Genomic DNA, 12048 nt, shown 5'->3' on the forward strand with positions numbered 1-12048 from the left:
CTCGCACTCACCTGGGCTGCCTCCGTTCGTCGGATCGCCGGCTCACCCGCCGGTACCAGCCGGTCACCGGGACCGGCACGGCGGGAACGGGCCGAGCGCCGCCCGGCAGCCATCCAAGGATGATGGATATTGTATATATCAAGGCTCCGCGTTGCGCGACGATCCGAACAAGCGGCGGCCCACCGCGGCGGCCCCGCCGGCAAGGCCGGGCACGCCCGGGTCAGCCCCCGGCGGCCGCCATGGACTCGATGACAGGCACCACGGCCCGCCGCAGATAGTCGCGCAGCACCGGCTCCGACGCGGTCCGGCTGCTGTCGTACATGAGCAGGGACAGCAGCCAGCGCACGATCGTTTCCACGATCTCGTCCAGATGCCGCTCGAGCCGGGGGTCGTAGTCCACCACCGGCGCGATGATCGGCCTGGCGATCGCCAGCGCCTCCACGGACAGCGCGTCGGTGGCGTCCCAGGCCGGGCCGATACCCATGATCGGCCGCAGCGCCGGCTCCGCGCGGAACTCCCGGCGGACGGCGACCAGCGCCTCGACCGCGAACTCGCCCGCCGTCGTGGCACGACCGCGTGCGGTGACGGCGACCCGCTCGGCGATCTGTGCGCCGAGCCGGCCCAGTGCCGCCGAGACCAGTGCCTCGCGGGTGTCGAAGTAGGCGTAGACAGTCGGGCGGGACACCCCCGCGATCGTCGCGACCGCGCTGATCGACGTCCGCTCGACGCCACGGCGGCGGATACACGCCGCCGTGGCATCGAGAATCTTCTCCCGGGCCGGGACGGACCGGTCCGCCGGCGACGCGGAGTGGTCGACGGGACCGGGCGCACGGCCGGACCAGGGCGCGCGCCGTGCGCCGGCGGCGGCCTGGGTCTCGGTCTTGGACTCGGTCTCGTACGCGGGTTCCACCCGTCTCCTCCCAGGCTCCGTCGAGCCTATCGCGCGGCGCCGCATCAGCCTGCGCTGCTTGGCCGGCGTCGCTCGGCCGGCCGCCACTGCTCGGCCGGCGTTACTCGGCCGCCGCCGCGTCAGCCGGGTCGGCGGGCTTCGGCTCGGCGGTCAGCAACGGCGAGTGGGTGTTCGACGGCCACTGCGGCCGGTAGTAGCCGCGGAAGTGCAGCTCGCCACCACGCAGCTCACGGATCGTCAGGAAGTCACCCTTGTAGCCACGGTGGTCGTACGGCGCGAACGTGATGTAGGCGCCCGGGCCGCCGTTCGTGCACGGCATCCACTTGATCTTCTCGAGGCCGAGCCGGACCTCGCTCGGGATGGGGATCACCGCGTTCGCGATGCCGTGGATACCGGCGCGGGCCGTGTCGTAGCCCAGCGCGACGACGACGTTGCGGGTCACCCGCCCGAACCTCGCTTCGAACCGCCGGACCATCGCCTCGTAGTTCGGGTTCGCGCCGTCCTCACCGAGCTGGTCGACGCCGTGCCAGCCCTCCAGGCCCTCCGCCCAGGCGTTGGAGTTGGAGTAGAACATGAACGCGGTGCCCATGAAGCGGGGCGGATCCCAGTCCAGGGCCTTGAACGCGGCCGCGAAGTGGAACGTCGAGTAGCCGTAGCCCATGTAGACGATCGCCTCGGCGCCCTGCTCACGCATCGTCGCCAGCTTCTCCTGGAAGCCGCGCGGGTTCGGCCCGAGGCTGACCTCCTTGACGATCTCCACGCCGACGTTCTGCGCGGCGAGCCGGAAGTAGTCCGAGTAGTGGTCCCCGGAGGAGCCCTTCTCCCAGAAGAACCCGACCTTGGTGTACCCCTGCTGCGCGCACCAGTTGGCGCCCATCACGGACTCGGTCGGGATGTCCCCGTTGGCGACCGTGAAGCAGTAGTCCCCCGCGAACTTCACGCTGCCGGTCCAGCCGATGCAGGCCACGCCGGTGGCATTGACGACGTCCTGCAGGTTCAGCGAGTTGTCGGAGATCATCGGGCCGAGCACCACGACACAGCCGAGCTCGACCAGCTTCAGGTAGCCCTGCCGGACCTTGCGGTAGTTCTCCCGCGGCAGCCCGCGCGCGTCGACCGTGATGATCTCGACCGGCCGGTCGTAGACACCCTCGTTCAGCGCGTCCTCGATCGCCAGGATCGTCGAGTCGATCCAGTCCGACAGTAACTGGCCGAGATCCATGTCGACCAGGATGCCGATCTTGACGGGCTCGAACGGGTCGCCCTGGCCGACCACGCCGCGGGTCGGCGGGTACACGACGATCGACTCGACCGCCTTCTCCCCGACCTGGCCACCGCCCTCGTACCAGCGGCCCTGCGGGTCGTTGTAGGTGACCGCGTCCGTCCCGCGCTCCACCGTCGACACGGCCCGGTCGGGCCGGGCGATCCCGTGGTCGATCGGCGCCGGGAACATCCGGTGCGCGTACTGCACGGGCTCTTCCTCGCTCATCAGCGTGACTCCCTATTCCTCAGGCCCGCGTGGACGGACCAGATCTTCACAACCGAACCGGGCTCCGACCGACCCAAGGTCGACATACGAGCAGGTCAGGACCGATGTAGCAAGGTCATCACCTCGGTCACGACGAGCCCGCCGGCCTCGTCGCGGAACTCCGAACGGACCCGGACGAACGTCCGGCGCCGGTCGTCGCGACCGGTCTTCACCTGGACGTCCTCGACCACGCCGGTGAGGGTCAGGACGGCACCGACGAGAACCGGCGCGTGGTAGGTGAACTCCTGCTCCGCGTGCAGGATCAGCCCACCACCCGCGCGCAGCTCGCCGATCAGCTCGGCGAGATCCACCGCGCCCGGCGGCTGCTCCGGGCTCAGCTCCTGGTACGCCGCGAGCAGGCGGGCGGCGAAGGTGAACGTGGGCGGCGCGGGAATGCCGGCGAAGCCGGCCTCGGCCGCCGCGTCCGGGCGCTGGTAGACGGGCGAGGTTTCGGTGACCGCGGTGGCGAACGCGGCCACCTGCCCGCGCTCCACCACGACCGTCGCCGGCCGCAGCTCGCGGCCGGTCACATCAGGTGCACTCATGATCAGAACTCCCGGGGAAGGCGAGACTCGGCACGGTTCAGGCGGGCCGGAACACCGGCAGGGTCACCTCGCCGACGTCGGAGAAGTCGACCTCGAGCCGCATGCCGATGGTCAGGTCGGCCTCGGTCACGCCGACGACGGTGGTCTCCATCCGCGGTCCCTCGTCGAGGTCGACGACGGCGGCGAGGTAGGGAACCCGGTCCCGGAAGGGCGGCAGGTCGTTGGCGTGCACCTGCGACCAGGTGTAGAGCGTCGCGGTGCCGGCGGCCCGCTCCCAGCTGACGTCCTCGCTCCAGCAGGTCGGGCAGAACGGCCGCGGGTACAGGTGCGCCCGCCCGCAGCCGCCGCACCGGCGCACCAGCAGCTCGCCGCGGCGCGCCGCCTCCCACCAGGGCGCGGTCTCCGCCTCGATCGTCGGCAGGTCGTACCGTGCGCCGCCGCTCATGCCGACCGCCGTCGCGGTGCCGCGACCGCCGAGCCGGTGAGGACGACGGCGCCCTTCTCGGTGACCACCCGGCAGTCGAGCTCGACGAGGTGGGTCGCCTCGTCCTTGCCGCGCACCGTGATCTCGGTGGTCAGGGTGTCGTCCGGCCAGGCCTGCTCGGTGAAGCGAACCTTGTAGCCGCGCAGGTTGCCGATGCCGACGAAGTCGGTGAGCGCGGTGGCGAGGAACCCGGCGGTGAACATCCCGTGGGCGAACACCGAGCGCATGCCCGCGGCCTGGGCCTTGACCTCGTCGTGGTGCATCGGGTTGAAGTCGTGCGACGCACCCGCGTACCGCACCAGGTCGGTGCGGGTGAGCCGATGGCTGCGCGCCGGCGCCTGCTCGCCCTCCCCGAGATCCTCGAAGAAGACTCCACCTTCGTCCATGTGCTCTCCTGACGGCGCTCCACCGGCCCCGGCACGGATCAGGCCCGGTCCGACGAGCGAAAGATTGGATAGTAAATACAGTCTGGCGGACCGGCCGGCTACCGGCGCGGGATCACGAGCGCGTCGACCGCGACGACACCCCGGCCGGCCGGCCGCACCATGACCGGGTTGATGTCGAGCTCGGCGATCTGGTCGCCGACGTCGACGGCGAGGACCTGCAGACGCATGATCGTCTCGACGAGCGCGTCGATGTCACCAGCCGGGCGGCCGCGGGCGCCGCGCAGCAGCCGCACACCCCGGGTGGACTCGATGACCGCCCGGGCCCGGTCCGCGTCGAACGGCGGCACGGCGAACGCGACATCGGCGAACACCTCGGTGAACACACCACCGAGCCCGAAGGTGATCGTCGGGCCGAACGGCGGCTGGTGCGACAGGCCCAGAATCACCTCGGCGACCGCGTCGGTCACCATCTCGGCGACGACGACCCCGTCGATCCGGGCGTCCGGGGCCGCCGTGCGGGCGGTGGACGTCAGCCGGGCGTAGGCCGCCCGCACGTCCGCCGCGTCCCGGACACCCACGGCCACCAGGCCCAGGTCGGACTTGTGGGCGATGTCGGCGGAGGCGATCTTCAGCACGACCGGGAAGCCCAGCTCCGTCGCGGTCGCGACCGCCTCGTCCGGTGAGGTGGTGAGCCGCTCCGCCACCACCGGGATGCCGTAGGCCGCCAGCAACTGCTTGGAGTCGACCTCGTTGAGCGCGCCGGAGCGGGTCGCCAGCAGCGCCCGCGCCCGCGTGGTGGCCCCCGCGGACGGCCGCGGCACACCGGCCTCAGCCTCAGCCTCAGCATCGGCCTCGGTCTCCGCCCCGGTTCCGGTCTCGGCCCCGGGGGCGAACGGACTGCGGTACTCGCGGACGAGCCGGGAGAACCGCCCGAGCTCGCCGAGCCCGCGCACCGCGGCGCCGAACGAGTGGAACAGCGGCACACCGGCCGCGCACAGCGCGCGGTACGCGTCGTCGTCGCGGATCGGCGACGTCCAGGCGGCGACCACCGGCTTGCCCTCCCCGGCCTGCGCGCGCTCGTGCAGCGCGATCAGGTCGCGGGCGAGCGCGTCGCTCATGCCCGGGAACACGCCGGTGATCGGCGCGAACAGCACGTCCACGTTCGGGTCGTCGAGCATGATCTCGAGCACTCGGCGGTTCTCCGGGCGCGCGGTGATCACACCGCCGGAGTCGACGGGGTTGTCGCGCTTGAGGTACCAGGGGATGTACTCGCCGAGGGCGGCGACCGTCTCGGGCGTGAAGTGCGGCACCGGCACGCCTGCCAGGCCGCACAGGTCCGCGACGTGCGACGCCGTGCCGCCGGACATCGCGTAGACCGCGACCCCACCGGCCCCCGGGAGCAGGCCGGCGTGGCAGAACAGGCCGGAGATCTCGATGACCTCGTCGATGTCGTCGACCCGGATCACGCCGTACTGGTCGAACACGGCGTCGTGCACGGCGTCCGGCCCGGTCAGGTGGCCGGTGTGGGCGGCGGCCATGGCCCGGCCCTCCTCGCTGCGCCCGACCTTGATGGCGATGACGGGGATGCCGGCCCGCACACAGGCGTCGGCGGCCAGCATGAACGCCCGCCCGTCCTGGAAGCCCTCGACGTAGGTCGCGATCACGCCGACGCCGGGCCGGGTGGCGAGATGGCCGGCGACGTCGGCCCATTCGATGTCGGTCTCGTTGCCCAGGGTCGCCCACATCTCGATGCCGATCCCGAGCACCTGGCCCTGGGTGATCGGCCGCCCCTGGTAGCCGGACTGCGTGATGATCGCGAGCTTCCGCCCAGGTAAACCCTGCTGCCAGGGCTCGAAGATGTTCAGGTTGGTGTTGGGGCCGATGATGCGGGTGGAGCCCGCGGCCAGCTCACGCAGCCGGGCCTCGGCCGCGTCGCCCTCGGCGGTGCCGAGCTCGGCGAAGCCGGCCGAGAAGACGATGACGAAGCCGGCCCCGCGGGCCACCGCCTCCTCGACGGCCGGCAGCGGGTCACGGACGAGCACGACCACCACGTCCGGGTCCGCGGGCAGCTCGGCGACGGACGGATAGGCCCGCACGCCGAGGATGTCGGGCTTCTTCGGATGCACCGGGACGACGTCGGCGCCGAGCGCGCCGAGGCGCTCGCGAACCTGGGTCCACTGGGCCCGCTGCGGGCTACCCTCGGTGTCCGTCGCGCCGACGACGGCGACGACCCGCGGCGAGAACAGCCGCGACCAGTCGATCCGCCGCAGTGCCGGCGCCCGCTCCGGCGCCGCGGGCGAGGCCGAGTCCACGTCTGGTTCCGGCAAGGCCGACCTCCTCGAATCCGCACTCGAACGCTGCGGCCAGACCGTCTGACCTGCGACAGTTGGCTATCGATATCATATACATTATCCTCTCTGCAGCCGAGGCGATTCCTTGTTTCGCCGGCCCGGCACAGGCAGCAGCAGGCGAACCGGTCGACATGGCGAGGCGATCTTGACAGATCAATTGACGCATGACCTGACGCAGGCACCGGCCCAGGAGCCGGTCGACGAGACGTTGGTGGCCCGGATCCCGCGGCTCATCGACATGGACGCACATGTGGTCGAGCCCCCCGACGTGTGGAGCTCCCGGCTTCCGCAGCGCTACCGCGAGGCCGGCCCGCACGTCGTCCACGCACCGGCCGGCGAGGTGAAGCTGGTCGGGTCGAGCTACATCGAGGCACCCGGCACCGACGGCCCGGACGTCGCCTGGTGGGTCTACGAGGGCCGCCACACCAGCCTCAAGCGCTACATCGCGGCCGCCGGCGTCCCGGCCGACGAGGTGACCATGGACGGCATCACCTTCGACGAGATGCGCCCCGGCTGCTGGAAGGTTCCCGACCGGCTGGCCGACATGGACCTCAACGGGGTCGAGGCACAGCTCAGCTTCCCGAACTACCCGCGGTTCTGCGGGCAGATGTTCCTGTGGGGCAAGGACAAGGAGCTGGCACTGCTGTCCGTCCAGGCCTACAACGACTGGATGGTCGAGGAATGGTGCGGCACCTCGGGCGGCCGGCTCATCCCGCTGTGCATCGTGCCGCTGTGGGACGTCGACCTGGCCGTCGCCGAGGTGCGCCGCAACGCCGCCCGCGGGGTGCGTGCCGTCGCGTTCAGTGAGCTGCCGGCCTACCTGGACCTGCCCAGCCTGCACTCCCGGTACTGGGACCCGTTCTTCGCCGCCTGCGCCGAGACCGGCACGGTCGTGTCGATGCACATCGGCTCGGGCACCAAGACCCCGCAGACGTCGGCGGACGCACCCGAGGCCGTCGCCGCCACGATCCTGTTCGGCAACAGCGCGGCCAGCCTGGTCGACTTCCTGTTCTCCGGGGTGCTGCACCGCCACCCGACCCTGAAGCTGATGTACGCCGAGGCGCAGATCGGCTGGATCCCCTACGTGCTCGACCGCGCCGACGACGTCTGGCTCACCCACCGCGGCTGGGCGCACGGCCAGCAGAACTGCCCCGAGCCGCCGTCGACCTACTACCGCCGGCAGGTCTACAGCTGCTTCTTCAAGGACCCGGTCGGGGTCGGTCTGATCGACCGGATCGGCATCGACAACGTGGTCTTCGAGACCGACTACCCGCACCAGGACGGCACCTGGCCGCGGTCCCGCGAGGCGGCGGCCAGCCAGTTCGGCCACCTGTCGGCGACCGACATCCACAAGATCTCGCGGGGGAACGCGGCCGGGCTGCTCGGCCTGACCATTCCCGGGCCCGAGGCCGCCGGCGGTACCCGCCCATGAGGCTGGTCGACCTGCTCGAACCGCGGCCCGACGACGACACCACTCCCGCGGTCTTCGTCGAGGAGCGGGTGGTCACCCGGGCGGCGATGCGCGCCGGCGCGGAGGAGCTGGCCGAGCGCCTGCGCGCGGCCGGGGTGCGACCGGGCCACCCGGTCGCGGTGATGCTGCCGAACACCGCCGACGTGGTCGCCGCGATGTTCGGCGTGTGGTCGGCCGAGGCAGTGTACGTACCGCTCAACCCGCGCAGCTCCGACACGGAGATCGGCCACCTGGTGGATGCCGTCCAGCCAGCGGCCGTCGTCACCCTGGCGCCCTGGGCCGGGCGGCTCCAGGGCACCACCCGGCCGGTGATCGTGGCCGTCGACGACGAGACGACCGCAACGATCGAATGGCGCAACGAGACGGGCCCGCTCCAGGCCCCGGACGTGCCCGCCCACGACGCCGACATCGCGCTCGTCCAGTTCACCTCCGGCACGACCGGGCGGCCCAAGCCCGTTCTGCTGCGGCACTCCGGCTACCTGGCGCTGCTGGAACCGGTGCTGCGCAAGCTGGTCGGCGACGCCGCGGCCGGCGACCTCGCGCGGCGCAAGGCGCCGATGCCGAACCTCATCCCGACGTCGATGTCGCTGTCGGCCGGCATCTACAACGTGCTGTTCGCGTTCCGGGTCGGCGCACCGGCCGTGATCATGCCGACGTTCACGACGGCGGCCTTCGCCACGGCCGTGGCCCGGCACGGGATCCGCTCCACGGTGCTGCCGCCGGCGGCGATGAACATGTTGACCGACGACCCGGCGATCACCTCGCTGGCGCCGTTGCGGTACGTGCGGGGCATCACCGCCCCGCTCTCCCCACTGCGGGCCCGGATGTTCCGGGACCGCTTCGGCGTCATGGTGCTCAACTGCTATGGCCAGACCGAGATCGGCGGGGAGATCATCGGCTGGAACGCCGCCGACTCCCGCGAGTTCGGCGAGTCCAAGCTCGGTTCGATCGGCCGCCCCCATGCCGGCGTCACCCCGCGGGTCGTCGGGGCGGACGGCGCCGAGCTGCCCGTCGACGAGCCCGGCGAGCTGCACGTCCGCACGCCCGCGGTGTCGGCCGGGTACGCCGACGGCTCGGCGCTCGGCGACCGGCTCACCGCCGACGGCTGGTTCCGCACCGGTGACATCGCCCGGATCGATCCGGACGGCTTCATCTGGATCGAGGGCCGGGTCTCCGACATGATCAACCGTGGTGGGCTGAAGGTCTTCCCCGGTGAGGTGGAGGAGGTGCTGCGGCTGGTGCCCGAGGTGGCCGACTGCGCGGTCGTAGGTGTGCCCGACGACCGGCTCGGCGAGGTGCCCTGGGCCTTCGTCGTGCCCCGGCCGGGGGCAGTGGTGGACCCCGACGCACTGCGGGACGCCGCTCGCGAGCGGCTCCTGCCGTACAAGGTCCCCGTCCGGTTCGTCGCGGTCGACGAGCTCCCCCGCACCGAGGTCGGCAAGGTCAGAGCCGGCGACCTGCTCCGTCTCGCCGGCCATCCGGCCTGAGGCGACAGGCCCCGGTCCCACGCGGATCTCCGGGCTGACCTGACGGAATACCCGCGCGGGTGCCGTATGCCTGCTCCGGAAACACGCCGGCCACTTCGGCGCAGGACGGGCCAACAGGCCATCCGGACCGCTGCGGGGCTACCGTCTCCACCGATCGCTGCCGGTCGACGCCCGTCGACCTCCGGTGGCTCCGCGATCGGCGAAGGTCGCTTCTGCACCGGAGGCTCGATGTCCCTGGAACTGCGAAACGCAGCCCCGCCTCGCCGTGCGCAGAGCAGCCACGGGGAGCGGGGATGGAAGCGACGGGCACGGCTCCTGCGGGCCGCCCCGGCCGCGGCGATGGCGTTCGCGCTCCTCGCGCTCGTCGCGCCCGGCCGGGCCGAGGCGCTGGGGAGCCCGAAGATCTACGTGGTCGACAGTTCGGGATACAAGGTGTCGGTGGTCGACGCCGGCACCAACACCGTCGTCGGCACCATTCCCGTCATCGCGCCGTACGACATCGCCACCACCAGCTCACCCACTCCCCGGGCCTATGTCACCAGCCCTGACACGGGCACCGTCACGGTGATCGACACGACCCGGGACGTCATTGTCGGAACCATCCAGGTCGGCGGCCAGCCCACCGGGGTGGCGATCTCCAACGATCTCAGGCGTGCCTACGTCACCAACTACACGGACCCCTTCGTGTCCGTGATCGACACGACGACGAACTCCGTCGTCGGCACGATCCCGGTCAACGCGACGTCGATGGACATCGCCATCCTGGACGCCAGGACCTACCACTTCGGCTACGTCACCAACTACGAGGAGGGAACCCTCTCGATCATCAATCTGACCCAGAACACGCTCGTTTCGACGATCCCGGTCGGCCTGTTCCCGGACGCCGTGGTCGCGACCGACGACCTGCCCGGCCCACGGGTGTACGTCGCGAACTCGGGCGAGTCAACCGTGACGGTCCTCGACGCCAGAACAGGCATCTCCACCGTCAACCTCGGCGCCGTCGCCTTCCCCGCAGGCCTGGCCATCGATACCGACCCATTCGACCCGCGGGTCTATGTCGCCAGCATCACTCTGCAGCCAGGCGGTCTCGCCACCATCGACGCCGACACCAACACCGTGGCGCGCGCCTTCGGCAACGGCGCGTTGACAGATGTCGCGATCTCCGAGGGCCTCGCCACCCCGCGTCTCTACGTCCTGAACGACACCGCGGACGCCCTGCAGGTACTCAACCCCGACACCGGCGCGACCGTCGCCTCCGTGCCCGTCGGCACCGCGCCCACCGCCCTGGCGATCCAGAACTGACCTCCGCTCCGGCCTTCGGGGCGGAGCGGAAGCCAGATCCGACGTGTCCCACCGGCGAGGCGGTCACGGACGCCCTGCCCGTCATCGTCCCCGGGCTGCTGCGCGCGGGAGTGGGCTGCGAGCTGCGCGTCGCCGAGCACCAGGTGAAACCGACGGTCCCACCGGACAGGCACGCCGGTCATCCGCCGTTGGCGCACATCCGCTCCCGAACGGGCTGGAACGCGTCGCCCGTCGGATTCACCTGCACGAACGCGTAGCACTCCAGCAGGACGTCGGAGTTGTTCCGCAGGTCCACCGGGCTGACCAGGCCGCCGGCGTCGTAGCCGGTGAGATCGCGCAGCGCGCTGACGACGCCGGCCCGCGTCGGGCAGGCCCCGGCCCGCTCCAGCCCCTGCAGGAACAGATCGGTGTAGATGTAGGCGTTCATCGAGTACTCCTGCTCGGCCCGGACGGCCTGCGGAGCGAAGCGGCTCATCGCCTCGCGATAGCGGTCGATGGCGGGACCGCCGGCCTCGAACGGCCGGAAGTAGACGGGAAACGACACGCCGGCGAGCGCCGGCCCCAACCTGGCCAGCCGCGCATGGTCGTACCCGCTCAACGCGACGGTGACCACGAGGCGTGGCATGGTGGTTCGGATGGCCGGCAGGATCTCGGCGAGGTCCTCCGCCGTGGTCAGGCCGACGATGGAGTCCGCGCCCAGGGCGGCGATCCTGTGGGCGATCTGCGCGGGGCTGTCGGCCAGGCGTGCGTAGGAGACCGCTCCGACCACCTTCAGTCCCACCGACTGCAGCGCCTGGGAGTAGCGATCGGCGGCTCCGGTGGTGTTGCCCGCGATCCCGGAGAGCACGATGGCGACCTTCCTCCCTGAGCTGGCCTGGATGTAACGCCCGATGGTCACCGGTGACGCGTCGTAGGCGTAGGAGAACATGTTCGGGTGCTGGGCCCAGTCCGGGCTCCCGGGCAGGCCCACGACGGGCACTTCCTGCTCGGTGAGCGCGTCCGTCGACTCCTCGAGTGCCGTGGTGACGGTCACCAGGCCGATCACCTGTCTCGACCCGACGAGCTCCCTGGTCACCAGCGCGTTGCGGCTCTGCAGGTCCTCGTCGTCGCGCCACTCGTAGACGACCTGACGGCCGTGCACGCCGCCCTCGGCGTTGGCCAGGCCCAGCCTCGCCTCCACCCCGGACCGGGCCGGCGAGAAGACGTCGCCCGACGGGCCGGAATCGGACAGGACGAGCCCGAGCCGCACCTGGGTGCTGGTCACACCGGGACTGGTGCAGGCGTTCGCCTCGACGCCGCCTGATCCGGACCCCGAACATCCCACCGCGCCGGCGAGGACGAGCACGGTGGCCAACCCCAGCGAAATTCGCCGCGCCCGTCGATCCCGTACCCACGCACCGCGCGGCGGGAGCGACGACCCGTCGGGAGGGACGCCCTGACGCGAAGATCGACTCACACCAATTCACTCCACACGTCCCATGGTGAAACAGAGTAGAACGATTGTCCCACCTCTGCGGCAAGCCTCGGCGAGAGGGTTGCCGGCGCAACCCCTTCACACATGTCTTCAAGTGATGACATCATGCGATG

The 12048-nt window shown here is 71.2% G+C and carries 10 protein-coding genes; 3 read left to right on the forward strand and 7 right to left on the reverse strand.

Annotated elements, in window-relative coordinates:
• Positions 1-220: 220 nt before the first annotated feature.
• The 6 genes from FREUN1FDRAFT_RS19015 to FREUN1FDRAFT_RS19040 form a co-directional block, all read right to left on the reverse strand.
• Positions 221-910 (reverse strand): TetR/AcrR family transcriptional regulator, encoded by a 690-nt coding sequence (locus tag FREUN1FDRAFT_RS19015; RefSeq protein ID WP_006541765.1) that lies wholly within the window; start codon positions 908-910, stop codon positions 221-223.
• A 100-nt stretch (positions 911-1010) separates the two neighbouring features.
• Positions 1011-2396 (reverse strand): ABC transporter substrate-binding protein, encoded by a 1386-nt coding sequence (locus FREUN1FDRAFT_RS19020; RefSeq protein WP_006541766.1) that lies wholly within the window; start codon positions 2394-2396, stop codon positions 1011-1013.
• 95 nt (positions 2397-2491) lie between these two features.
• The gene (locus FREUN1FDRAFT_RS19025) at positions 2492-2980 is read right to left on the reverse strand and encodes a MaoC family dehydratase N-terminal domain-containing protein (RefSeq protein WP_006541767.1); all 489 of its coding nucleotides are present in this window, start codon (positions 2978-2980) and stop codon (positions 2492-2494) included.
• A 37-nt stretch (positions 2981-3017) separates the two neighbouring features.
• On the reverse strand, positions 3018-3425 hold the full coding sequence (locus FREUN1FDRAFT_RS19030) for a Zn-ribbon domain-containing OB-fold protein (protein WP_006541768.1): 408 nt from the start codon (positions 3423-3425) through the stop codon (positions 3018-3020).
• On the reverse strand, positions 3422-3850 hold the full coding sequence (locus FREUN1FDRAFT_RS19035; RefSeq protein ID WP_006541769.1) for a MaoC/PaaZ C-terminal domain-containing protein: 429 nt from the start codon (positions 3848-3850) through the stop codon (positions 3422-3424). The genes FREUN1FDRAFT_RS19030 and FREUN1FDRAFT_RS19035 overlap by 4 nt, the downstream gene beginning before the upstream one ends.
• A gap of 98 nt (positions 3851-3948) precedes the next feature.
• A complete protein-coding gene (locus FREUN1FDRAFT_RS19040) occupies positions 3949-6177 on the reverse strand; it encodes an acetate--CoA ligase family protein (RefSeq protein WP_006541770.1) in 2229 nt (742 codons plus the stop codon).
• Positions 6178-6346: 169 nt separating this feature from the next.
• Here FREUN1FDRAFT_RS19040 and FREUN1FDRAFT_RS19045 point away from each other — a divergent pair, with 169 nt between their 5' ends.
• From FREUN1FDRAFT_RS19045 to FREUN1FDRAFT_RS19055, 3 genes are all read left to right on the forward strand, one after another.
• Positions 6347-7633 (forward strand): amidohydrolase family protein, encoded by a 1287-nt coding sequence (locus FREUN1FDRAFT_RS19045; RefSeq protein WP_006541771.1) that lies wholly within the window; start codon positions 6347-6349, stop codon positions 7631-7633.
• Positions 7630-9159 (forward strand): class I adenylate-forming enzyme family protein, encoded by a 1530-nt coding sequence (locus FREUN1FDRAFT_RS19050; protein WP_006541772.1) that lies wholly within the window; start codon positions 7630-7632, stop codon positions 9157-9159. The genes FREUN1FDRAFT_RS19045 and FREUN1FDRAFT_RS19050 overlap by 4 nt, the downstream gene beginning before the upstream one ends.
• A gap of 228 nt (positions 9160-9387) precedes the next feature.
• The gene (locus FREUN1FDRAFT_RS19055; RefSeq protein WP_006541773.1) at positions 9388-10461 is read left to right on the forward strand and encodes a YncE family protein; all 1074 of its coding nucleotides are present in this window, start codon (positions 9388-9390) and stop codon (positions 10459-10461) included.
• A gap of 178 nt (positions 10462-10639) precedes the next feature.
• On the opposite strand, the gene FREUN1FDRAFT_RS19060 is transcribed toward FREUN1FDRAFT_RS19055, so the two are convergent.
• On the reverse strand, positions 10640-11806 hold the full coding sequence (locus FREUN1FDRAFT_RS19060) for an ABC transporter substrate-binding protein (RefSeq protein WP_232295281.1): 1167 nt from the start codon (positions 11804-11806) through the stop codon (positions 10640-10642).
• Between the last annotated feature and the right edge of the window lie 242 nt (positions 11807-12048).

This window comes from Parafrankia sp. EUN1f (assembly GCF_000177675.1).
Classification (GTDB): Bacteria; Actinomycetota; Actinomycetes; order Frankiales; family Frankiaceae; genus Parafrankia.

Excerpts from the sequence above, each read along its gene's own strand:
- FREUN1FDRAFT_RS19020 (WP_006541766.1), bottom strand. The coding sequence starts at position 2,396 with ATGAGCGAGGAAGAGCCCGTGCAGTACGCGCACCGGATGTTCCCGGCG.
- FREUN1FDRAFT_RS19025 (WP_006541767.1), bottom strand. The coding sequence starts at position 2,980 with ATGAGTGCACCTGATGTGACCGGCCGCGAGCTGCGGCCGGCGACGGTC.
- FREUN1FDRAFT_RS19030 (WP_006541768.1), bottom strand. The coding sequence starts at position 3,425 with ATGAGCGGCGGCGCACGGTACGACCTGCCGACGATCGAGGCGGAGACC.
- FREUN1FDRAFT_RS19035 (WP_006541769.1), bottom strand. The coding sequence starts at position 3,850 with ATGGACGAAGGTGGAGTCTTCTTCGAGGATCTCGGGGAGGGCGAGCAG.
- FREUN1FDRAFT_RS19050 (WP_006541772.1), top strand. The coding sequence starts at position 7,630 with ATGAGGCTGGTCGACCTGCTCGAACCGCGGCCCGACGACGACACCACT.
- FREUN1FDRAFT_RS19055 (WP_006541773.1), top strand. The coding sequence starts at position 9,388 with ATGTCCCTGGAACTGCGAAACGCAGCCCCGCCTCGCCGTGCGCAGAGC.